This window comes from Pseudomonas fluorescens group sp. PF-1 (assembly GCF_054481335.1).
In genome coordinates this window covers 2802508-2826451 of record NZ_JBTMNG010000001.1, presented here as the reverse complement: position 1 = coordinate 2826451, position 23944 = coordinate 2802508, and the positions used below count along the sequence as shown (strand labels likewise).

Below are 23944 nucleotides of genomic sequence, written 5' to 3'. Positions count from 1 at the left end.
GAGCAATCTTCATCTGCTGCCTTGCCCAGCCCCTTTCTCCCACAGGAATCGACGATGACCGTCTACTTCATAGGCGCAGGTCCTGGCGACCCCGAGCTGATCACCGTCAAAGGCCAGCGGCTGATTCGCAGCTGCCCGGTGATCATCTATGCCGGTTCGCTGGTGCCCGCCGCAGTACTGCAAGGACATTGTGCCGAGCAAGTCGTCAACAGCGCCGAACTGCATCTGGAACAGATTATCGACCTGATCAAGACCGCCGACGCCAAGGGCCAGGACGTGGCTCGCGTGCATTCTGGCGACCCGAGCCTGTATGGCGCCATCGGCGAGCAGATTCGCTACCTGCGCGAACTCGGCATTGCCTTTGAAATCATTCCCGGGGTCACCGCTACGGCCGCCTGCGCAGCGCTTTTGGGGGCGGAGCTGACCCTGCCCGACGTCTCACAGAGCGTGATCCTGACTCGCTATGCCGACAAAACCGTGATGCCGGCCGGTGAAGAATTAGGCAGCCTGGCGCAGCATGGAGCCACCATGGCAATTCACCTGGGGGTCAATCATCTGGAAAAGATCCTGGCCGAATTGCTGCCGTATTACGGCGCGGATTGTCCGATTGCAGTGATTCACCGCGCGACCTGGCCGGATCAGGATTGGGTGGTGGGTACGCTGGAAGACATTGCCGGGAAGGTTCAGGCCAAGGGGTTTCGGCGCACGGCCTTAATTCTGGTGGGACGGGTGCTGGGCAGTGACCATTTCAGCGAATCGTCGCTGTATCGCGCGGGGCATGCGCATCTCTATCGACCTTGAACCCTGCTGAATCCTGTGGCGGGGGCTTATCGGATCGCAACAGGTTATCGAACACCCATAAAAAACGGCGCTCACGGGCGCCGTTTTTTAATTTCGCAGCGAACACCTTAGTAGTAGGCGTTTTCTTTCTGCGTGTGGTCAGTCACGTCACGAACACCCTTGAGCTCGGGGATACGCTCGAGCAAGGTGCGCTCGATGCCTTCCTTCAGGGTCACGTCTGCCTGGCCGCAGCCCTGGCAACCACCGCCGAACTGGAGAACGGCGATGCCGTCTTCAACCACATCGATCAGGCTGACCTGGCCGCCGTGGCTGGCCAGCCCCGGGTTGATCTCGGTCTGCAGGTAATAGTTGATGCGCTCGTTGATCGGGCTGTCGGCGTTGACCATCGGGACTTTGGCGTTTGGCGCCTTGATGGTCAGTTGGCCGCCCATGCGGTCGGTGGCGTAGTCGACAACCGCGTCGTCCAGGAAAGCTTCGCTGAACGAATCGATGTAAGCGGTGAAGCTTTTGAGCCCCAGCGCGGTGTCTTCGGGTTTTTCTTCGCCCGGCTTGCAGTAGGCAATGCAGGTTTCGGCGTACTGGGTGCCAGGCTGGGTGATGAAGACGCGGATGCCAATGCCCGGGGTGTTCTGCTTGGAGAGCAGATCAGCCAGATAATCGTGGGCGGCGTCGGTGATGGTTATAGCGGTCATGGAAACTCCTCGCAGGCTTGGGCGCAGTTTACGCCAATCATCGCGCCGGACAAAGTCCCAGTATTTTTGTCAGGAAAGAACGATGGCAACCTCACCCGGCCATTCGCCGTCAATCCCGACTTTAAACCACCGATAGCTGCAGTTGACCACCCAATCGCGGCTTTCCCACGATCCTGATTCGATGGTCGCTTCTTAGTCCGGGACATCAGGCACCTTGCAAAAATCGATCAAAGATTCTGGTAGCGATTCATGTCCAGCACGCCCTCCTCGACCGGATCGGTCTCATGGATATAGCGGCTCAGGTCATGGAAGTACTGCCAGAACTGCGGATGGCTGCGCCTTACGCCCCAGCGATCGACAATCCTCTCGAAGCTGCCGGCGTCTTTGGCGTTTTCCATGGCGTCGACAAAGGCCGGGACTTGTTCGGCGGGAATGTTGAACATGAAGTTCGGGTAGCTGCTCATGACCCCCGGATAAATGGTGAGCGTGTCGAGCCCTGGCTCATACCGCAGCGACTCGCCAAGCAGGAACGCTACGTTGCTGTGTGCGCGGTTGCGCAGCAGGCTGTAGACCACACGTTGGCCACTCGCCGTCTCGACGCGCAGCATGGTCGCTTCAGGCAACTGGTCTATGACCTTGAGTCCGGCCGCCGGGCGCGAAGTCAGGCGACTCAGGGCTTGTTCGGCACCCTGCAAGTCCAGATCGATGTTGGGTCGCGAGCAGTAGGCACCGTCACAGCGATTGATCGGGTCCGGGTTGGCATTGAGCTCGCCATAGCGCGCCAGCAACTGCATGACGAAATCGCGCTTGGGGTCCTTCGGATCGAGTTTCAGCGCCGTCGGCGTGTCGTTGTCGATCGATTCGTAGTCCAGCCACATCTTGAATTTGCCACTGCTCTGGTACCAGTCGTCCAGGTAATCGTCGCGGGAGTTGGCCGGCATCAGGCGCAGGAAGTTCTGCTCCGCGCCGTTACGGATCAAGTCGAAATACAAGCGCGTCTGGGCTTGATGAGAGACGTTGCCGAACACGTCGAAATTCACCGCCAACTGATAGTAAGTGCGCTCCAGCAACGGGAAGTCGAACAGCCAGATGGTTTGCGGCACCTCACCGATCAGGCCCTTGGTCACCGAGGCGCTGTCGAAATGTCGAAAGATACTCAACAAGGCGTTGTCATTGCCTGCCCACAGGCTGGACCAGCTCGGCGGCCGCAAGTCCGCGTAACTGTCCCGGCGCAGGGCTTCATACGCGTTGCGCTTGTCGCGGTAGTCATGCCACAGGCTCAGGACACTGCCAACGTCGTCGTTCTGCCCTGGCATCGCCAATAATGGTGTCGCCTGGCCGCGATACTTCGGATCGGTGATGTAGAGGTCATGTTCCGGGGCCTGGAACAGCGCCCAGAAATTATCGCGAATCACATCCGTGGCAATCTGACCCCGGCAGACCGGGCCGCGAATAAAGGTGCGCACGAAATATTCGGCGTTATCGAGCATGAACTGATAACGCGCCTGGGCCGGGATGGCTTCGAAGGTGGTAAACGGATTGGCCCGGCGTTCCGGCCCGTAGCCCGGCAGCGCGTTGACCTGCCAGTTGCCGTTGTAGAACAGGGTTTTGATCCGCGCCATCTTCGCCGCGCTCAGCGGATAGGTGATGTGGGTCTTGTGCACGATCACGCCCTGTACCGGCCACAGGCGGTAATAGATCTGAGTGCCGGGATCATCATTGGGCCGGCGGGTGTTGATCAGATCGATAGGCTGGCCGCTCGGCGTGCGCGAACGCACCCACTGGAAGAAATGCCCGGGCTCGCCATCCTTGAAATAGATGTGCGCAAGAAACCAGTGCTCGAACAACCAGCGCCCCACCAGACTTTGTCGCGCACCCGGCGCATTCAGCAGGTTCTCCCACTGCACCACCTCCAAGGCTTCTTTCGCACTGGGCGCCAGGCCTTGCTCATCGATGGGCGCGCCAGAGGCCAGCCAGCGTTGCAACGTCTGATATTGCTGATCGGTCAGACCCGTCACCGCCAACGGCATGCCCTCCTTCGGGTGGGAACCGGCATAGGCATCGAACTCCGCCGGCATGGCGCACGTGTTTTCCCGATTCAGACCCAGGACAATCTCTTCGGGCAGCTTGGCATTGGGCTGCATTGGCGCCTTGTGACCCAACTCGAGCATCCGCGCCATCAGCGCGGCCTGACTGCCCTGGGCGTCGAGCACTGAATAGAAGCCCTTTTGCTGCCAGGCACGCTTACCGAACGCGTCATAAAACAACCGGGTCGGCGCGGCGGCCTGACTGCGATCACCGTCATAGACCGGGATTTTGTTGGCGCCGCGCGCCGCGCCTTCGCCACTGCCCAGGTTGAGCTGGCAGGCGGAGTCGTAGCAGGCGTGGCAGGCCACACACTTTTCAGTGAAGATCGGTTGGATGTCACGCGTGTAGGAAATGCCGTTAGATACAGCGGGACTTTGCGCGACGGCGCCCCAGCTAAACAGCAACAATGCAATGCTGATGACGACGCGATACGACATGTCCCTGGTCCCGATCTTTAAAAAACGCGGCGATTCTACCGGTCTGGCCATCACACCATCATGAGCGATATTCACGTTAAATCCAGACATGCTCCAATAGCGCACAGGTTTGCTATCATCCCGGCCCTTCGTCATGGCCTTACCGAGTAGTCCAAATGTCCGATCGCAGCGTTCGCCTTCAAGCTCTCAAGCACGCCCTCAAAGAGCGCATTCTGATTCTCGATGGCGGTATGGGCACGATGATCCAGAGCTATAAGCTCGAGGAGCAGGATTACCGTGGCAAACGCTTTGCCGACTGGCCGAGCGATGTCAAAGGCAACAACGACCTTCTGGTGCTGACGCGCCCGGATGTGATTGGCGGTATCGAAAAAGCCTACCTGGATGCCGGCGCCGACATTCTCGAAACCAACACCTTCAACGCCACTCAGATTTCTCTGGCCGATTACGGCATGCAGGGCCTGGCGTACGAATTAAACGTAGAAGGTGCACGGTTGGCGCGCAAGGTCGCCGACGCCAAGACCCTGGAAACCCCTGACAAGCCGCGCTTCGTCGCCGGCGTGCTCGGCCCGACCAGCCGCACGTGCTCGCTGTCGCCAGACGTGAACAACCCCGGCTACCGCAACGTGACTTTCGATGAACTGGTGGAGAACTACACCGAGTCCACCAAAGGCCTGATCGAAGGCGGCGCCGACCTGATCCTGATCGAAACCATTTTCGACACCCTCAACGCCAAGGCTGCGATCTTTGCCGTTCAAGGCGTGTTCGAAGAACTGGGCATCGAATTGCCGATCATGATCTCCGGCACCATCACCGACGCCTCCGGTCGCACCCTGTCCGGCCAGACCACCGAGGCCTTCTGGAACTCCGTGGCCCACGCCAAGCCGATTTCCGTCGGTTTGAACTGCGCCCTCGGTGCCAGCGAGCTGCGCCCGTACCTGGAAGAGCTGTCGAACAAGGCCAGCACCCACGTCTCGGCGCACCCGAACGCCGGCCTGCCAAACGAATTCGGCGAGTACGACGAATTGCCGGCGCAAACCGCCAAGGTCATCGAAGAGTTTGCCCAAAGCGGCTTCCTGAACATCGTGGGCGGCTGCTGCGGCACCACGCCGGGCCACATCGAAGCCATCGCCAAGGCCGTGGCCGGTTACGCGCCGCGCGAGATTCCGGAAATCCCCAAGGCTTGCCGCCTGTCGGGCCTGGAGCCGTTCACCATCGATCGCAACTCGCTGTTCGTCAACGTCGGTGAGCGCACCAACATCACGGGTTCGGCCAAATTCGCCCGCCTGATCCGCGAAGACAACTACACCGAAGCCCTGGAAGTCGCCCTGCAGCAGGTCGAGGCCGGCGCCCAGGTGATCGACATCAACATGGACGAAGGGATGCTCGATTCGAAGAAGGCCATGGTGACCTTCCTCAATCTGATTGCCGGCGAACCGGACATCTCCCGCGTACCGATCATGATCGACTCCTCCAAGTGGGAAGTGATCGAAGCCGGCCTCAAGTGCATCCAGGGCAAGGGCATCGTCAACTCCATCAGCATGAAGGAAGGTGTCGAGCAGTTCATTCATCACGCCAAGCTGTGCAAGCGTTATGGCGCCGCCGTGGTCGTGATGGCCTTCGACGAAGCCGGCCAGGCCGATACCGAAGCGCGCAAGAAAGAAATCTGCAAACGCTCCTATGACATTCTGGTCAACGAAGTCGGCTTCCCGCCGGAAGACATCATCTTTGACCCGAACATCTTCGCCGTGGCCACCGGCATCGAAGAACACAACAACTACGCGGTGGACTTCATCAACGCCTGTGCCTACATCCGCGACGAACTGCCGTATGCGCTGACCTCGGGCGGCGTGTCCAACGTGTCGTTCTCGTTCCGTGGCAACAACCCGGTGCGTGAAGCGATTCACTCGGTGTTCCTGCTGTACGCGATCCGCGCCGGCCTGACCATGGGTATCGTCAACGCCGGCCAGCTGGAGATCTACGACCAGATCCCGGTGGAGCTGCGCGACGCCGTTGAAGACGTGATCCTCAACCGCACCCCGGAAGGCACCGACGCCCTCCTCGCCATCGCCGACAAGTACAAGGGCGACGGCAGCGTCAAGGAAGCCGAGACCGAAGAGTGGCGCAACTGGGACGTCAACAAGCGCCTGGAGCATGCACTGGTCAAGGGCATCACCACCCACATCGTTGAAGACACCGAAGAGTCCCGTCAATCGTTCGCCCGCCCGATCGAAGTGATCGAAGGTCCACTGATGTCCGGCATGAACATCGTTGGCGACCTGTTCGGCGCCGGCAAAATGTTCCTGCCGCAAGTGGTGAAATCCGCCCGCGTGATGAAACAGGCGGTGGCGCACCTGATCCCGTTCATCGAGCTGGAAAAGGGCGACAAGCCGGAAGCCAAGGGCAAGATCCTGATGGCCACGGTGAAAGGCGACGTGCACGACATCGGCAAGAACATCGTCGGCGTGGTGCTGGGCTGTAACGGCTACGACATCGTCGACCTCGGCGTGATGGTACCGGCGGAGAAAATCCTCCAGGTCGCCAAGGACGAAAAGTGCGACATCATCGGCCTGTCCGGCCTGATCACTCCGTCACTGGATGAAATGGTCCATGTCGCTCGCGAGATGCAGCGCCAGGACTTCCATCTGCCATTGATGATCGGCGGCGCGACCACCTCCAAAGCGCACACGGCAGTGAAGATCGAGCCCAAGTACAGCAACGACGCCGTGGTCTACGTCACCGACGCCTCCCGCGCCGTCGGCGTGGCCACGCAGTTGCTGTCCAAGGAACTGAAGGCCGGTTTCGTCGAGAAAACCCGCGAGGAATACATCGAGGTCCGCGAGCGCACCGCCAACCGCAGCGCCCGCACCGAACGCTTGAGCTACGCCGCGTCGATTGCGAAAAAACCGCAGTTCGACTGGAGCACCTACGAGCCGGTCAAACCGACGTTCACCGGCACCAAAGTGCTGGATAACATCGACCTCAAAGTGCTGGCCGAATACATCGACTGGACACCGTTCTTCATCTCCTGGGACCTGGCCGGCAAGTTCCCGCGCATCCTCCAGGACGAAGTGGTCGGTGAAGCCGCCACCGCGCTGTACGCCGATGCCCAGGAAATGCTCGCCAAACTGATCGACGAGAAGCTGATCAGCGCCCGCGCTGTGTTCGGTTTCTGGCCGGCCAACCAGGTGCGCGACGATGACATCGAAGTTTACGGGGATGACGGCAAGCCCTTGGCCAAGCTGCATCACCTGCGTCAGCAGATCATCAAGACCGACGGCAAGCCGAACTTCTCCCTGGCCGACTTCGTCGCGCCGAAGGACAGCGAAATCACTGACTACGTGGGTGGCTTCATCACCACCGCCGGTATCGGTGCCGAAGAAGTGGCCAAGGCTTATCAGGACGCTGGCGACGACTACAACTCGATCATGGTCAAGGCCCTGGCCGACCGTTTGGCCGAGGCCTGTGCCGAGTGGCTGCACCAGCAGGTGCGAAAAGAACACTGGGGTTATGCCAAGGACGAAACCCTCGACAACGAGGCGTTGATCAAGGAGCAATACACCGGTATCCGCCCTGCCCCGGGCTACCCGGCCTGCCCGGATCACACCGAGAAAGCCACGCTGTTTGCCCTGCTCGACCCCGAGGCCCGCGAAATGCACGCCGGCCGCAGCGGCGTGTTCCTTACCGAGCACTACGCAATGTTCCCGGCGGCGGCGGTCAGCGGCTGGTACTTTGCCCACCCGCAAGCGCAGTATTTTGCCGTGGGCAAGATCGACAAGGACCAGGTGCAGAGCTACACGTCGCGTAAAGGTCAGGAGCTGAGCGTGACTGAGCGCTGGCTGGCACCGAACCTCGGTTACGACAACTGAGTGTTCAATTGAAATAAACCCTGTGGGAACGAGCTTGCTCGCTCCCACAGGTGATTTACCTGTTTGAAGCAGCCGCCAGCTGCGAAACCTCCTGGCGGGACAACTCGATCATCTTCGCGTTACGCGCCGCCGCCTGCTCGAACAGCTGACTCAGGAACGCCCCCTCGTCAGCGCTATCAACCTCCTCCTGAACATCCAGCTCATCGAGCGCCCTGAACACGTCAGGGTATTTTTCCTTGAGATAACTCACCCAATAGTCGCGCTGGATCAAGTCTTCGAAAAAACCATCGGATTGCTCTGCGTTGGTGATCTCGAGGCGCGCGTCCGTCAGTTGCTGAGCGGTCACTCCCGAGCCATAGGTCATGTGTTTCGGTTGCCCTGGCAACTCCAGACCGTCCGCCCAGCCTTGCGTCAGGCCGATTCGATAACCCAAACGTACCTCGGCCTCATCCTGACCGGTTCGAATGGCGACTTTCCTCGCGAGATCGTCGACCTTGTCCAGTCGAAACAACTGCCGGGACAAGTTCAGCAGCGCTTGCCCCTTCACAGCCGGGCGCCCGACGGGAATATCAAGCAAGGCATTGTGGGTGAAAACTTTGCTCTCCAGCCCGCTGAACGTCAGGATTCGACCATCGACACAAGTCCCGTGGGTGCTGGAGCTGGCAAACAGGATCTCCCGCAGTTCGGAGTTGCTGGCGGCAGCTTCAATGACCGTCCAGACCCGCCGCGTCAGATCGGCGTTCGCCACCCGGAACTCCTGCGTATCCTGCAATCGCGAAAGCAGATGAAAGAACGCCGCATTGTCCGGTTCCGCCGCGAGCTGATTCCATATCCCGGTTTTGCCGGCCACTTCCTCGGGAGGAAGATGGGTTAACCACGGTGTTTTTTGCTCGGGATCCGGCTCAATCTCAGGCAGATCCTCATCCGTATCGATGGCTTCGCTGCTGTCGCCGCCATAGGCGTGGTTGTCATCGATCAACTCGTCAAGATCGCTCCGCGAGATTCCCAGCACCGCGTCGCGCAAACCCGCTTCACGGTAATCCCTGAGTTGTTCAAGGCTCTCAAGGGAAAGGTTGTAGTTGTCGCTCAAATCCGTACCGGCCATCAGCACCTCATGGTCACCATTGAGGGCCTGCACGGGGATCGACGTGATGTCGTTGCCACTGAGATTGAGCGTGCCCAGATAGGGGCTGTCGAACACCCCGTCCGGCCATTCGGTCAAATTGTTGTTACGCAGATCCAGCGTTTCCAATCGCTCGAAATTGCCAATATCAAAGGCATCCAGTTCGTTGTAGCTCAAGTCCAGCCAGCGCAAACCCTCCAGATTGTCCAAAGCGGCATACAGCTGCTCGGCATCGGTTATCCGGTTCGAGGACATTTCCAGACGCTCGAGGCCGCCCATGGAACGGACCGGTTCTGGAACGCCATCCAGCCCATTGCCATTGAGGTCCAGGGTTTTCAGGCGGGTAAAGGCCTTCAGGAACCCGTCGGAACCTCGCCGGGTCAGTTTTACACTCGTCAGTTTCAACGTGCCGACATGCTCGAACATTGCTGGCACCTCAGGCAGATCACCCAGTTGCAGACCGTTGAGATCCAGCACCGCATCCGTCACGGCGCCGTTGCCGCTCAGACCTGTGCGCCAGCATTCGAGGATGCGCAAAGCGGCCTGCCTGCGAATGATGGAGGACGTCATCCAGCCGCTACCTAGAGATCCCCGGGTAAACAGCCAGCCATTCAATTGGCGCGTGAGCGTTTCAAAGGCTTGCTCCCATTCGGCAATTTTCACGCTTGCAGCTTCGCCCCCCTGCATCTGTTCGATCATTTGCAAGGCGTCCTCATCGGCGAGTGCCGGTTTCAGGCGTTGCAGGCGCTTTGTTAAAACCGCATTCCCTTCTCCCGCTGGCACTTCCGGCAGCGGCAGTAAGTGACGTGCGATCGAACTTGCGCTCTCAAGCGGCGGGAAATCCAGTGGCACCTGTTCCAGGTCGAACCGTTCCAGAGCGCCGGCCGGCAGCCCTTTGGCCATTTCCATTCGATGCCGGGCCGCATTGCGTACGGCGACGGCTTGAGGGGTTAAAGGTGTGCCGGTGAGGTTGGTCTTGAGCAGCGTTTCATCCGCAAGCGACTCCGGCAGCGCGTTGACCCTGCTGTCGCGCAAATCCAGCCAATACAACTCTGGCAGCGCTTGTGCCCCGGTCGGCCATTCATGCAGTGCTGTGCCGCTCAGATTCAAGGCCTTGAGACGAGTCATTGCACTGACATCCAGGGTGTTCAACGGGTTGTTGCTCAAGTCCAGGCGTTGCAGCGCCTGCAACCCATCAAAAGCTTGCTGAATCCCGGTATCGCCAACGATTCGGTTTTTGGAAAGATCCAGCTCAGTCAGTTTTCCAAGATCACCGGGCGCAAAGGGCACTTCGGTCAGATCGCTGCCACTCACATCGAGTTTTTCCAGCGCAGGGAACCCGCGTACAAAACTGCGGATCTGTTGGACGGGCGCTCCATTGCCCTTCAAAGACAAGGTTCGTACTTCGGGGAAGGCGCCGTCCGGCAATTCGGGAAACTCACTCAGCGCCAGATTCGGCAGATCAAGTACAGAGGCATTGGCCGTCGAGCCGTAGCGTTTGAATGCGCCGTTGCGCCAGCTGGTTCTCAGGGCATTTGCCGTCCATGTACGCCCCATGATCTCGTGGGCCGCTCCAGGCATTTGTAGCGCGCGCTGGGACCAGTCATTGAGGTGCTGGTTGAGCTGATGATGCTGTTCACTCAATGCTTCGACGGCGTCGAATCTCGCCCCTGCGTCTGGCCACTGTTCGACAAACTGATCAAACATTCCCGCGGACGGGTCATTGATGCCTTCACCCAGACGTTTCAACTCGCCCTTGCAGTAATCCCTGACCATTTCTTCCAGGTCAACAAGGTGCTGCGGCTGACGCTTGAGATACTCATACGCCGGCTTGAAGTTTTTACGCAGGACGTTCGACCAGTCCAGCGACAATCCGGACCAGAGTTTTTCATGCCCTTCGAAAATACCTTCAGGTAGCGTTCTGATGCCTGTGCCGGTGAGATTCAGGCGCTCAAGACGGGGCAATTGCAGAACCCCGATTGGCCACTGATCCATTGACGGGGCAATCACCTCAAGCAGGCGCAGATTGCGTAGCCGGCTGACGTCCAACGCCACCGGAACGCCCCAGGTTGAATACAGGCTGAGCTCCTCGAGCGTCGTCAACGCACCCAGTCTCGACGGCATGTCTGCGGCGAAGCGCGCAGCTGAATACAGGCTCAACCCCGTGAGGTCCGGCATACTGCTCAATACTTGGGGCACGGTGGTGAAAGCGTTGCCTGTGCCATTGACCCGCAGCCTTCTGAGCTTGGGAAAATTCGCCAACAACGCATCGACATTGGCGTCGGTGACGCTTCGACCCCGGACATACAGATCACGCACATGGGAGAAGTCCGCCGACAGCGCAGGGATCGGGTCGTCGCAAACCAGGTCGAGCATTCTGTAGCGCGAATGCTCCCCGGCCAGCGGCGAATTACGCCAGGATTGCTTGAGATTCTGTGCGACCGCGGCCTTGCCTCCGAGCACCGACTCCAGCATAGAACCCGCTATCGGCTCGCCGACCCATTGATCGAGCGTCGACTCAAGGGTCTCCCACTCGCGCATACGCGCCTGTAACAGGCTATAAATCTGTGCGTCGGTTCTGCCCGCGCGCAATTGCGCCAGGATAAACCCGTTGGCCTGCTGATCAGTCAGTGCCGGGTAGACGTCCTGAACCCGGGTCACCAGAGAAGGATTCAAACCTTGTCCGCGCCCGCTGGCGTAGTAGCCCACCCGGCGCTCCGTTACGCGTACGGGCGGCTTGAACGTCTTGTTCTGGCCGCTGCGCTGCTCCAGCATTTGCGACAATTGCGCCCTATGCTCGAAGGCCGATTCGATGACAGCCTGCTTCAGACCGGCGCTTTGGCCCACGTGCGGAACGCCCAATGCGCGACGGGATTCATCGGGCAATGCGTGCATGAGCGAGGCGAAAAAATTATCGCCGGTGGCCGGCACGCCATTGAGCGTCTCGCCACGCTCATCAAATGCCTGATAGGACGGGCCGTTTTTAACCACGTACTTACGGATTGTCGCGGTCTCGCTACCGATGCCGTCGATGAGCGCGCCCTCGATGTGGCCGTCGCGAATCTCCAGCCGTACTTCGCCGGACCATCCCGGCATTTTTTCCAGGGCATGCAGTGCGAGCCAGCGGCTGTCCGCCGACAGCGCAGACTCCATGCGCAGGCCAGTGAAAGCCTGGGCCTGGCGCCCCTGCTGTGCATACCAACGGGCCTCCTCCTGCATTTTCAGGGGAATTCGACTCGTAGTTTTCAGGCGGTTGAGCTCTTCGGCATTGGCGTCGAGCACAATCCTGCGGGCGGCGGCATTACTCAGCCCCGGGGTGGCCCGTTGCAGTTTTTTGAGCAATGACCCGTTAATGCCCGGTTCATCTTCGAATAGCCGCAAGGCGTGCTCCAGTTCCGGTGGCGGGGGAAGATGATCCATGTGCATCTTGCGCAAGGCATTGTCCTCGACACCACAGGCCTCGGCGATGTCGAGCAGTTGCTCATCGGAAAACGCCTCGGTGGTATGGCCGATGCGCCGCAGCAGGGTCAGCCGATCCCAGGTCCGGGGACGCTCCAGCGCATGACGCCAGGCGCCATGCCCGTTATGTTCGAGTATCGGTTGCCAGGCATCCGAATCAGTCGGATGCCGCAGGCGCCATTTTTTCAGCGAAGGGTCAAGGGTAGTTTCGAAGACCTTGCCATCCTGCCGGATAAAGGTTTTGCCATTTATCCGGTGCAGTCCCGACGCATCAGGGACTGAATGGCGAGGCAGGATGAGGTTGCGCTCGTAACCGCTCAGGTCAGCTTTCCATAAGCGGGTTTTGCCGTCTTCGCGCTGGATGGGTTGCAGGCGTTCAACCAGTGGTTCGGGTTGCACCGACGACAGTTTGGCCAACCCTTTGCCCGCACCGGCCATCACCGCGATCATCGCCAGATTCTCGGCCACATCGATCAGGTGCGCCTTGGCCGCAGTTCGATCCCCTTCACTCCACTCGATCGCCCCCTCAAACGACTCGTACAGCAGCTGACCCGCCATGACCGTCAGCATGATCTCCCCCAGTACCGGAACGAACATCGACACCATGTTCAGGCCCAGCAGACCAAATTCCAGCAGATGATTGAGCTTTTGCGCCCGTACTCGCGCATCGACTTCCGCCGTGGGCACCGCATGACTGCGTGCGTCGGCGATGACTTTCTTGCGGTTTTGCTCGTAGAGATAAGTCCACAGATCGCTGTTGGCGGACCAGATGCCCGCCACACCTTCACGAACGATCCCGAAAGGATTGAGGTATGGATCGTCGACCGGCTCACGTTTGCCTGCAGGTTCTGGCGGCAGCGCTTTGATGCGGATGGCGGCCGACAAGGTGGGCACGTACTGGACGACTTTAAACCAGAATGAATGCAAAGGATCGGTCGCAGAGTCTGCGGCCTTGCGGGTGAATTGACCGAAGTAATAAGGGCGGTCGGCGTAGGCGACGAACTGGCTGAAAAACCGTTGATGGGAGGTTGGTCCGCTGCCACTGGCGGACAATGGGTCCTGGGCAGTGAACTGGCGCTTGAATTCTTCACGCAGTTGCTCAGCGGTATAGCGTTTGAGCGGGTGTTCGGGATCGTGGGGAATGTAGACGATGTAGTCGTTGGTATAGCGATATTGTTCACTGATGCTGAACACGACGCAGCCCGTCAATCTGCGCTTCATCAGGCTCAAGTCGCGAAACCAGACCGGTCTGTTGCCAACACGGGGATGGACCTCGCCGTTAACCACTGAAAGGATCATTGCGTAGTCGTCGGCTTCGATGTCCTTTTTCAGCAGCGCCAATTCAGCGGCGGCTTTCATTGCCGCTTTCTGGCTGGCAATGAACTGCTCGGACAGTGTCGTTTCCTTCTGCGCATCCGTTGCCTGGAAAAACGCCTTCACACGGGTTTGATACTGCGCGCCGATATCGAGCTTGCGGCAGAGTGAGAGGAATTGCCTGACCGAGATGTTGAGGGCAATGACCTCGAATGTACCAGGCGTTGAAGTCTCAACCACAAACCCTGACTCGCTATGAAAGGCGCCCGCCTCGCATTCGGATGCTTCGAAGTTATGCAGTGCCGCCTGCAACAACGAAAGCTTCATGACCTCGAATGAGCTGATCTCGATTTCAAGCTCGCTGACTTCCAGCGCTCGCCTCAGACACACCATGGTTTTGTTGACGTCGGCCTCGACCCCGAACTGATCCTTCAGCGCCTTTTGCAGTATCGGCTCGGCAAAACTTTCGGCATCTGGCAGCGACGACATCGTTTTGTCGAGTCGGGTCTGGGAAACCAGGCTGTCTGTGAAACGGTCTTTCAGTGCCTGCTGTTGCTCGATGGATGCTCGCGTATACCAGTGCGGTGCGAGCGAGCCGCTGGCTTTCATGGCTGCTCGCCGCTGCGGCGTGGCATCGATCAACCAATCAGGCGTCAGTTTTTCAAGAAGTTCGCGGTGAATGCTGGTTTGGCCCGCAACCAAACGTTGGCGGGCCGCAGAGGGCGGATGGGTAGACATTGTGTCGCTCCTGAAAAATGGAACGACAGAACATCATTTCAGTGAACCGTATTTGCAGTAGATAGTTATCGCATCAGCCCGGACTGATTTCAAAATGCGTCGATCCGCCGACCGCCCGCACCAGTGGCCGGCGGATTGGCTATGCTTGGGGGACCTACTTTAAAGCCGGGGGATTTATGGACGATCCAGTCGACAACAAACCACCGTCGTTCTGGCAGATGCTGCACAGCGTCGTGGCGGCGGCGTTCGGGGTGCAAAGCGGAAAAAACCGGGCGCGTGATTTTACTCACGGCAAACCCAGCCATTTCGTGATCCTGGGGGTGCTGTTCACGGCCGTGTTCGCGCTGACGCTGTTCGGCATCGTGAAGCTGGTGCTGGTTCTGGCCGGGCTATGAACTGAATCAGTGCATCAGGGCTTGCAGGCTGAACGGATATCGATAAGACACCGGCTGCCCCTTGGCCGAGAATTTGTGAAAATCCACACCGAATTTTTTTTCGCTGCCCAGCGCCAGCAGGCGCTTGGCCTGTGTCCGATCAATCACCTGCAATAGCGAAATCTGCCGGTCGCGACCGCCATAACGGCTGAAGTCGACGCCCTGGTTGTAGTCATGCAGCTGCACCAGGGCCCAGCCACCCAGAGTAAAATGACCGCCCAGCAACACGCTCAGCCGATTGTCCAGCAACGCGTGCAACGCAGCCGGTGAATTGTTGATGGCGCTAAACAGCGCATCCTTGCCGGGCTTTGCGCCCGTCTCTTCGAAAGCCTGCATGGCGCCAAAGCTCATCTCGTCGTTAGCCGACCAGACCAGGGATGTCTGTGGGTAGCGTTTGAACAGAAGCTTGGCCTGTTCATAGGCCCGCGCACGGGTCCAGCCCCCGTAAACCAATTGTCGCAAGCGCACTTCAGGGTGTTCGGCCAATGCCCGTCGCATGCCTTTCTCTCGCAACTGCGCGGAGGGAGTGATTTTCAATCCCGAGAAGGCCAACAGGTCAATCGTCTGGCCGGGGGCGACCGGCGGATGCAGGCGAATCAACTCCTTGAGCATCAGGTAGCCGCCCTCCTCGTCGTTGGGCACCAGGCTGCCCACCCAATCGGGATACTTGTCAGGGCGAGCGCCGAGCAGGCGCGTCTGGTCCGGGCTCAGGGCGCTATTGACCATGAACAGCTTCACACCACTGCCCTTCGCCAGACGCAGGATTTCGGGCGCGACACTTTCCTCGTTGACGAATATCAGATAGTCCGGGCGATGGGGTCCAAGCAGGGCTTCGCGCGCTTGCGCGATGACGACCTCGGAGGTCCGGTTGGAGTACAGGATGCGCAGGTCGATGTGCAGATCATCGGCCGCGGCCTGCATGAATTGCGAGTAGCTGGTCCAGAAAAGTTCCACGGGCGTCCCCGGATTCAGGAACAGCACAGATTCCGCCCGGGCAAAAGGCCCCACGACCATACCCAGCGCCAGAAATGCACCACATAGAAACTTCAACATTTATCGTCCGAGCCCCCGGAAATCCGCCGCGCATTATAGCCAGCGAACGCCCGCAAAACGGCGTTTATTCCGTTTTTTGTCCGACAATCGTCGGAAGTGGGCCCGAACGGGGTCGTTTATTGATGACTGACCCAATATACCGCTGTGCCGACGACCAGAATGATCAGGAACAGAATCGCCCAAGCATCGACCGTGCTATCGGTTTTTGTCGCTTTGGTAGGGTTGCTCATTGCATCGCCTCTTGTCGGTTTTATCGGTGATTGCATAAAGACTCGATCACAGTAAAGACGACGATTGCCCGCATCACAAACAGGGTCTTTGCTACAACGATCCTCATTAGGCGATTTGGTTCTTTACATATACTCAAACATCACTTTTGCGCATAACCGCAAACTGGTATCTTGCCCCGGCTCCGTACGGAGTGCGCGGCCGTGCGCGCAGAATTGCCGAGGAATTATCGGATTCCGGCAAGCAAAAAACGCCGCTGTTTCCGACCGGCCCAAGCCTGAGAACAGGACTTATATGTACGTATACGACGAGTACGATCAGCGGATCATCGAGGACCGCGTCAAGCAGTTCCGTGATCAGACCCGACGCTATCTGGCAGGCGAGCTGAGCGAAGAAGAATTCCGCCCCCTGCGCCTGCAGAACGGGCTTTACATCCAGCGCTTCGCGCCGATGCTGCGTGTTGCGGTGCCTTACGGCCAACTGACTTCGCGCCAAGTGCGAATGATGGCCAGGATTGCCCGTGACTACGACAAGGGCTATGCCCACATCAGCACCCGGCAGAACGTGCAGTTCAACTGGCCGGCGGTGGAAGATATCCCGGACATCCTGGCTGAACTGGCCACCGTGCAGATGCACGCGATCCAGACCAGCGGCAACTGCCTGCGCAACGTCACTACCGACCAGTTTGCCGGCGTCGCAGCCGACGAATTGATCGACCCGCGCCCATGGTGCGAAATCGTCCGCCAGTGGACCACGTTCCACCCGGAATTCGCCTACCTGCCACGCAAATTCAAGATCGCCATCAACGGCTCGACGTCCGACCGTGCCGCCATCGAAGTCCACGACATCGGCCTGGAGCCGGTGCACAACGCCGCTGGCGAACTGGGCTTCCGTGTGCTGGTCGGCGGTGGCCTCGGCCGTACGCCGGTGGTGGGCGCGTTCATCAATGAATTCCTGCCGTGGCAAGACCTGCTGAGCTACCTCGACGCCATCCTGCGGGTTTACAACCGCTACGGTCGTCGCGACAACAAGTACAAGGCGCGGATCAAGATTCTGGTCAAGGCGCTGACACCTGAAGTCTTCGCCCAGAAAGTCGATGCGGAAATGGAGCACCTTCGCGGTGGCCAGACCACTTTGACCGAAGCCGAAGTGCATCGCGTCGCCAAACACTTCGTCGACCCGGACTACAGGGCCCTGGACAACCAGAACGCCCAACTGGCCGAACTCGACCAGCAGCACCCGGGTTTCGCCCGCTGGCGCGCACGCAACACCCAGGCCCACAAGCAGCCGGGTTATGTCTGCGTGACCCTGTCCCTGAAGCCGACCGGCGTGGCACCGGGCGACATCACCGACAAGCAACTCGACGCCGTCGCCGATCTGGCGGAGCGCTACAGCTTCGGCCAACTGCGCACGTCCCACGAGCAGAACATCATTCTGGCCGACGTCGAGCAGGACAAGCTGTTCACCCTGTGGGGCGAATTGCGCGAGCAAGGCTTCGCCACGCCGAACATCGGTTTGCTGACCGACATCATCTGCTGCCCGGGCGGTGATTTCTGCTCCCTGGCCAATGCCAAGTCGATCCCGATCGCCGAATCTATCCAGCGTCGCTTCGATGATCTGGACTACCTGTTCGACATCGGTGAGCTGGACCTGAACATCTCCGGTTGCATGAACGCCTGTGGTCATCACCACGTGGGTCACATCGGCATTCTCGGGGTGGACAAGAAAGGTGAAGAGTTCTACCAGGTGTCCCTCGGTGGCAGCGCCAGCCGCGACGCCAGCCTGGGCAAGATCCTTGGCCCGTCGTTCGCCCAGAACGACATGCCGGACGTGATCTCGAAGCTGATCGACGTGTACGTGGAACAGCGTACCGAAGACGAGCGCTTCATCGACACCTATCAGCGTATTGGCATCGACCTCTTCAAGGAACGCGTCTATGCAGCGAATCATTAAGAACAACGAGGTCGTCGACGAAACCTGGCACCTGCTGCCCAAGGACTTCAGCATCGACGAGATCACCAACTGCGACGACTACATCGTCCCGTTGGCACTGTGGCGCGAACACAGCCGTATGCTCAAGGCCCGCGATGGCGGCCTGGGCGTATGGCTGGATGCCGATGAAGAAGCCGAAGAGATCGGTGACGACGTGGCGAACTTCAAGGTCATCGCCTTGAACTTCCCGGCCTTCACCGATGGCCGCAACTACTCCAACGCCCGTCTGCTGCGTGACCGTTATGGTTTCAAAGGCGAACTGCGGGCGATTGGCGATGTGTTGCGCGACCAGTTGTTCTATCTGCATCGTTGCGGTTTCGATGCCTTTGCATTGCGTGCCGACAAAGATCCGTATGAAGCGCTGGAAAGCCTCAAAGACTTCTCGGTGACTTATCAGGCCGCCACCGACGAACCGCTGCCGCTGTTCCGTCGCCGCTGATCGTCACGCCTTGAACCCTTTGCGGGGTTCAAGGCGTTTTGCTTCCGATCAGCGATTCGGAAGATTCGCCATAGGAATTGGCCGCCCCAACGCGACCCAATCGGTGTACAGCCGCACTCGATCCTCCAGAACAGTGAACAGCCTGAACGGATTTTCCGCATCGGGCGTCCTTGCTTCCATGCACTGGCGCAGCCAGCCCCACAACTCCTCTGAAGCCTCCGCTGCCTGCAGCAGTCGCCATACCCGCGCTTGCAGGATCAGGTAACCCACCTGGAAATCCGCCGTCAGGCTCAAGCCATCGATAACACGCAGAAACGCGTCGCCCAACGGTTTGGCGGCCAGCCGTTGCCAGATCTGCTGCCGCGCCGCGCGCAGCACTTCATCACCCTCTTGCAGCCACGGCGTGGCACTGCCATACCCCTCACCCGGCTGGCTTAACCACAGATTGATGCCAGTCCGTTCACGGTGGTCGACCAGACGCGACAGTGTCTCTTCATCCGTCAGCGGGTTGTCCCAGAGCCAGACCCGATCCCGGGAGACTGCCTGGTTCAATATCGCCTGGGGTACCCGGCTGATGCGGTTATGACGCAAGTCCAGTGAAGTCATGAATGGCTCATCGACGATGCCGATCGGACAGTGACTGATGCCGGTATTGCTCAGTTTCAGCTCGCGTAGCGCCTTCATCCCCAAAACGACAGGCGCAATGGCCAAAGGGTTATCGCTCAGGTCCAGGCTCTGCACCCTGACCAGGTCGCTCAATTGCGCAGCCGTGTGCTCCTTGAACTCCAGAAACGTCGACTTGAGGTTGAGCGAAGTGAGCCGCTTCATTTGCAGGATCGCTGGCGGCAAGCGCCCTTCCAGCACGTCATTCGTGTTGGGCAGACGCAGGTCAAGTCGCTCCAGATTCAACGTGCGCAGGTTAGGGAAACTCTCCAGAAACCCGTTGAGACTTTCGCGTTCGACCAGGTGCAGCCCCTGCATCGACAGTTCGACGACTTCATCGAATCGAACGTTCATCACCGGCAAGCGGTGGTAGTCCTCAAAGGCCAGATCGAGCCGGTAGCCGGCCAATGCCCCGTCGGACATGACTCTACTGGCCTCGGGCGGGCACTTCTGCCAGATGAGCATCAATTCGTTGGCAAGCTCTATCCTGGTTTCACGCTCCCAATCGATCACGTGCTCCAGCATTTCAGCATTGTGTGCCGCCACCTGTTGAGGGGTCATGCCCACGGCACCTTCATCGCCAACGGCAAGAAAATCCAGATCCATGTCATCAAGGTCCGACACGGTCTGTTCGACCCAATGCACCAGATCGGTATGCAGTTGTCGCAATTGCAGGGTAAGGCGCTCCAGCAGCGCCTGTGCCCCGGCACCGGCGCCCGCCAACAGCTCGTCGACCTGGGCGTTGGTGAAGTCCGGGTAAATATCCCTGACCTGCAAGCGCACGACTTCATGACTCAGGGACGCCCCCTGGGGCGTATTTGGAAAACCGCCGCCGCGAAGTCCAGGGGATTCGAAAGGCAATTTCGAATCCATCCTGCTCAGGCCGAGCATCAATTCGGTACGGCTCAATGTTCGCTCACCCAGACGCAGGCGCAACTCACCTGTCGGGTCGGGTGCGCGCAATGACAACGCGGTTCGCTCTTCAACGGATAACAGGTCGACCAGCGCAGTGAACAGGTCCGAGCCTTCACGGCCAGGTTTCAACGCCGCAGAAGGCCAATAGCGATCGGCGACCTTGATCAAGCGTCGGCAATCCGGCGCATCAAGCGGGCCACAGCGATCCAGCAGCCGACCACCCTCAGATCCTTCCAGCACCTCGATGCGCAAGGATGTCGGCCACCCAGGTAACCGCGCCAGAGAATGCAAGGCCAGGACATCGGATTCGGGGTGGACAATCGAGCGCAAGTACAGGCCTTCATAGGCCCGATTGAGCCTGACATGCTGCTGATATTCACGCGCTTTATCGTCCAGCCGCCTGAGCACCTTCACCGCTTCGGCAGCATCGACCGGCCCTTCGATCTCCACGCCCGAACGGTCGAGGATTTGCTCCACAACCGCTTTCGGCAAACCGGGGTACTCGCGCTGGAACAAGCGGACCCATTCATGATCCGAGTGCTGGAGTGCCTGATAACGGGCGTTGAATAAACTGGCGCGTGTCGTCGGATCGGCTGTCGCCTCAAGCTCCTGGTCAAGCTTGAAGCGGGCAATGGTATCGGCCAGCAGCGGAGTCGGCGGGCGCCCCGTCTGCATCAGACGCAACATGTCATCGTTAACCGTACTCACCCGGGCAATCTGGCCCAGTACCTCGTCGCTGAAGGACGCGAACGGTGCACACACGCCGCGCATGAGTTCCAGGCGAGTCGCAGGCGGCTTCAGGGCTGGCGCGGAGACGGGTTGAAGCGTTGTATCGGTCAGTGGCTGGAGGCTCGATTCACGGCTCGGCTCAGGAGCGTCGTGAAGACTTTCGGCCACTCGGCCCTCGACCTTGAGTGCGGCAATCGATTTGGCCAGGGGCAGCGCATTGAGCAAGCCGAAGACCGTGCGTGTCACGCCTTCCGAGCGCTTCTCCGGGGTGTCACCGTTGACGGCCTGGTTGATGCCATAACCGGCGTCGATGATCCCGGCCAGCACCAGCACGCCCTCGCCTCCGGGAATGAACAACGCCAAAGGGCCCAGGCAGTTGATCCACTGTACGAGCGGCTCCACCACCGCGCTCAAGTCGTCCCGGTTGACCTGGGCATCATCACGGATGGTGTTGACGCTGGCCATGGCCGCCTGCTTCATGGTCAGCACCAATTCAGCGAACGGGTCAGTGGCCGCAGGTGAGCGCTCAATGCCCACATAGTCCTGCGGGTCCCAGAATCCGTCATTGTTGAAAAACCCGGCATTCTTTTTCAACCAGTGCTCCCTTGGGAACACCGCCATGCCCTCCAGCGCTGTCAACACGCCCGCATGGAAGGTGCCGTCTTGCCGATCATCTTCGGCAAAGTGCATGGCCAAAGCCTGCCCTGTCTCGGTCACCTTGCCTTGGGCAACGATCCATTGGCGCAGGTGCTGGATGTCGACGAATTCATGCAGCGGTGAGGAGTTGCCCGGGATGTACAGCAAGACCCTGGAGCTGGTGCGCTGGCGAAAACACCAGAGATCGCTCGAGGTGTAACGGTAGATCGTCAGGCGACCGGCGACGACGGGCGAATGGACGCGGGTTGCTGCATTCAATTGAGTGAGGGTCAGTGCGTCCCAGGTCTGCCGCTCCGGCAACCCGCACGCCAGCAGCGCCAGCGCCATCCCCTCCTGGGTCAAACTGCCTTCCTGGTGTTGCAGGAACGCACTCATGACGAAGGCAGCCTTGGTCGAAGTCCTCAGGTCGCAAGGCGCCGCACCTGCGATCTGCTCATCCGAGGGCCAGGCGTTTTCAAGGTAGGCCTGATAGCGGGTTTTCAGATTCAACTCCCACACCCACCGTTTGAAGTCCGCCGGCCTGAGCGCGATTTGCGTGGTCGGCCCATAGACCTGCGGCACGGTTTGCCGATAGATGCCTTCGTAAGTGTGATGGTTGCCATTGCCGTGGTCAGCAAATTCATCGACGTTCTGGACAATGCGAATGGACGGGCCGACGTCGGGCGGTGTGTAAAGACCGAAAACGGTTTCCGCGAAACGGCCGTCACCGACGGTTTGATAATTGGACAGCAGCGCCTGTACCAGCGTCTGTGAGCTCGCCACCTGACCTTGCTCGACCCCGTCTTGCGGCGGATGTCCTCTATAGTGGTAATCCAGTGTTACCAACTGCGCAGTCTGCGGGTCGATGTTCTCGCCCCATTTTTTCCGGATCAGTTGGGTGCCGAATTGCTCGGGAGATTGCGGCAAGGCGCCGTTCACCATTGAGTTCAGTGCGTCGTGCATGGGCCGATCAGTTGTGGCGAACGCAATGTGAGGGTCACGCGGTTGGTCATTCATGTGCATTCCATGGCAAACATTGGGAACACCAACATAACCCTCCGCCACGCCCTCGAAAGCAGGACGGATCGACTCCTGACCTCGGAGAATTCGCCACGTTCTGGAGGACAACCCTGCAGATTGCCAGGCGAAAAAAAACCGGGGCAAATGCCCCGGTTCGATGCCTGTCGATGTCTTACCAGAAGCGCTGCTGGGTCAAGCGGCTCCACCAGCTCAGCAGTACGCGATCGACCGAACTGCTGGCCGCCATGCCGATACGCTCTTGCAGGCTCTTACGTTCGGCGTAGTGCAGGTGATAAAGCTCGGACTGCTTGGCGCGTTCGGCCAGATACTCATCACTGGTCTTCAGTTCGTCCACCAGTTGCTTTTCCAATGCCGCGACACCCAGCCAGATTTCACCGGTGGCTACCTCGTCGATAGCCAGTTGCGGGCGGTAGCGCGAGACAAAGTTCTTGAACAGTTGATGGGTGATATCCAGGTCTTCCTGGAATTTCTCCCGCCCCTTCTCGGTGTTTTCGCCAAACACGGTCAGAGTGCGTTTGTATTCACCGGCGGTGAGCACTTCGAAGTCGATGTCATGCTTTTTCAGCAGGCGATTGACGTTGGGCAACTGCGCCACCACGCCGATGGAACCAAGGATCGCGAAGGGTGCGCTGATGATCTTCTGGCCGATGCACGCCATCATGTAGCCACCGCTGGCCGCGACCTTGTCGATGCAGACGGTCAACGGCACGCCCGCTTCACGGATACGCGCCAGTTGCGAGGAAGCCAGGCCATAGCTGTGGACCATGCCGCCGCCGCTTTCCAGGCGCAGTACGACTTCATCCTTGGGGGTGGCGAGGGTCAACAGTGCGGTAATTTCATGACGCAGGCTTTCAGTCGCTGACGCCTTGATGTCGCCATCGAAATCCAGCACGAACACCCGGGGTTTGGCCTCGGTTTTTTTCTTCTGCTTTTTCTCGGTTTTAGCCTGGGACTTGCGCAAGGCCTTGAGCTGGTCCTTGTCGAGCAGGGTCTGCTCAAGGCGCTCGCGCAGGCCTTTGTAGAAATCATTGAGCTTGCTGACTTGCAACTGCCCGGCAGACTTGCGTCGACCTTTGCTGCGCAATGCCGCAAAACTGGCCAGGACCACCAGAATGGCGATCACCAGGGTCACGGTCTTGGCCAGAAAACTGGCGTACTCGGTGAAAAACTCCACAGGGACTCCTCAAACGATGCGCGGCATGAACGCGCGCGGATAACTCCAGCATACCCATGCGCCGCCCTTGCGACCAGCTGTGAAACCTCTGGCAACGGGCGTCTAACGAGCATTTCAAACAA

General features: G+C 59.3%; 11 protein-coding genes. 5 read left to right on the top strand and 6 right to left on the bottom strand.

The window, feature by feature from the left end:
- Window positions 1-54: 54 nt before the first annotated feature.
- The gene (gene cobM, locus ACX3YD_RS13640; protein ID WP_458960255.1) at window positions 55-801 is read left to right on the top strand and encodes a precorrin-4 C(11)-methyltransferase; all 747 of its coding nucleotides are present in this window, start codon (window positions 55-57) and stop codon (window positions 799-801) included.
- Between the two features lie 107 nt (window positions 802-908).
- On the opposite strand, the gene nfuA is transcribed toward cobM, so the two are convergent.
- Both nfuA and ACX3YD_RS13630 read right to left on the bottom strand, forming a co-directional pair.
- Window positions 909-1493 carry a Fe-S biogenesis protein NfuA gene (gene nfuA / locus ACX3YD_RS13635; RefSeq protein ID WP_007959519.1) on the bottom strand — a complete coding sequence of 195 codons (585 nt, stop codon included), beginning with the start codon at window positions 1491-1493 and terminating at the stop codon, window positions 909-911.
- A gap of 227 nt (window positions 1494-1720) precedes the next feature.
- On the bottom strand, window positions 1721-4018 hold the full coding sequence (locus ACX3YD_RS13630) for a fatty acid cis/trans isomerase (protein ID WP_103405766.1): 2298 nt from the start codon (window positions 4016-4018) through the stop codon (window positions 1721-1723).
- Between the two features lie 155 nt (window positions 4019-4173).
- On the opposite strand from ACX3YD_RS13630, the gene metH reads away from it, so the two are divergent.
- Window positions 4174-7884: a methionine synthase gene (gene metH / locus ACX3YD_RS13625; RefSeq protein ID WP_458960254.1), complete on the top strand. Its 3711-nt coding sequence runs from the start codon at window positions 4174-4176 to the stop codon at window positions 7882-7884.
- Between the two features lie 55 nt (window positions 7885-7939).
- Here metH and ACX3YD_RS13620 read toward each other — a convergent pair whose 3' ends face one another.
- Window positions 7940-14518: an NEL-type E3 ubiquitin ligase domain-containing protein gene (locus ACX3YD_RS13620; protein ID WP_458960253.1), complete on the bottom strand. Its 6579-nt coding sequence runs from the start codon at window positions 14516-14518 to the stop codon at window positions 7940-7942.
- Between the two features lie 176 nt (window positions 14519-14694).
- Between ACX3YD_RS13620 and ACX3YD_RS13615 the strand changes: the two genes are divergently transcribed.
- The gene (locus ACX3YD_RS13615) at window positions 14695-14913 is read left to right on the top strand and encodes a DUF2970 domain-containing protein (protein WP_103405769.1); all 219 of its coding nucleotides are present in this window, start codon (window positions 14695-14697) and stop codon (window positions 14911-14913) included.
- Between the two features lie 6 nt (window positions 14914-14919).
- Here the strand turns inward: ACX3YD_RS13615 and ACX3YD_RS13610 are convergent, their stop codons facing one another.
- Window positions 14920-16005 (bottom strand): ABC transporter substrate-binding protein, encoded by a 1086-nt coding sequence (locus ACX3YD_RS13610; protein ID WP_458960252.1) that lies wholly within the window; start codon window positions 16003-16005, stop codon window positions 14920-14922.
- A 522-nt stretch (window positions 16006-16527) separates the two neighbouring features.
- Here ACX3YD_RS13610 and ACX3YD_RS13605 point away from each other — a divergent pair.
- Together ACX3YD_RS13605 and ACX3YD_RS13600 are read left to right on the top strand one after the other, a co-directional pair.
- The gene (locus ACX3YD_RS13605) at window positions 16528-18186 is read left to right on the top strand and encodes a nitrite/sulfite reductase (RefSeq protein ID WP_458960251.1); all 1659 of its coding nucleotides are present in this window, start codon (window positions 16528-16530) and stop codon (window positions 18184-18186) included.
- Window positions 18170-18664, top strand: coding sequence for a DUF934 domain-containing protein (locus tag ACX3YD_RS13600; RefSeq protein ID WP_047529786.1), 495 nt, complete (start codon window positions 18170-18172; stop codon window positions 18662-18664). The genes ACX3YD_RS13605 and ACX3YD_RS13600 overlap by 17 nt, the downstream gene beginning before the upstream one ends.
- 48 nt (window positions 18665-18712) lie before the next feature.
- On the opposite strand, the gene ACX3YD_RS13595 is transcribed toward ACX3YD_RS13600, so the two are convergent.
- Both ACX3YD_RS13595 and sohB read right to left on the bottom strand, forming a co-directional pair.
- Window positions 18713-22624 (bottom strand): dermonecrotic toxin domain-containing protein, encoded by a 3912-nt coding sequence (locus ACX3YD_RS13595; protein WP_458960250.1) that lies wholly within the window; start codon window positions 22622-22624, stop codon window positions 18713-18715.
- Window positions 22625-22799: 175 nt separating this feature from the next.
- The gene (gene sohB, locus ACX3YD_RS13590) at window positions 22800-23822 is read right to left on the bottom strand and encodes a protease SohB (protein ID WP_047529790.1); all 1023 of its coding nucleotides are present in this window, start codon (window positions 23820-23822) and stop codon (window positions 22800-22802) included.
- Window positions 23823-23944: the final 122 nt, after the last annotated feature.

Coding starts and splice junctions, on each gene's coding strand:
- cobM (WP_458960255.1), top strand. CDS start 55: ATGACCGTCTACTTCATAGGCGCAGGTCCTGGCGACCCCGAGCTGATC.
- nfuA (WP_007959519.1), bottom strand. CDS start 1,493: ATGACCGCTATAACCATCACCGACGCCGCCCACGATTATCTGGCTGAT.
- ACX3YD_RS13630 (WP_103405766.1), bottom strand. CDS start 4,018: ATGTCGTATCGCGTCGTCATCAGCATTGCATTGTTGCTGTTTAGCTGG.
- metH (WP_458960254.1), top strand. CDS start 4,174: ATGTCCGATCGCAGCGTTCGCCTTCAAGCTCTCAAGCACGCCCTCAAA.
- ACX3YD_RS13620 (WP_458960253.1), bottom strand. CDS start 14,518: ATGTCTACCCATCCGCCCTCTGCGGCCCGCCAACGTTTGGTTGCGGGC.
- ACX3YD_RS13615 (WP_103405769.1), top strand. CDS start 14,695: ATGGACGATCCAGTCGACAACAAACCACCGTCGTTCTGGCAGATGCTG.
- ACX3YD_RS13610 (WP_458960252.1), bottom strand. CDS start 16,005: ATGTTGAAGTTTCTATGTGGTGCATTTCTGGCGCTGGGTATGGTCGTG.
- ACX3YD_RS13605 (WP_458960251.1), top strand. CDS start 16,528: ATGTACGTATACGACGAGTACGATCAGCGGATCATCGAGGACCGCGTC.
- ACX3YD_RS13600 (WP_047529786.1), top strand. CDS start 18,170: ATGCAGCGAATCATTAAGAACAACGAGGTCGTCGACGAAACCTGGCAC.
- ACX3YD_RS13595 (WP_458960250.1), bottom strand. CDS start 22,624: ATGAATGACCAACCGCGTGACCCTCACATTGCGTTCGCCACAACTGAT.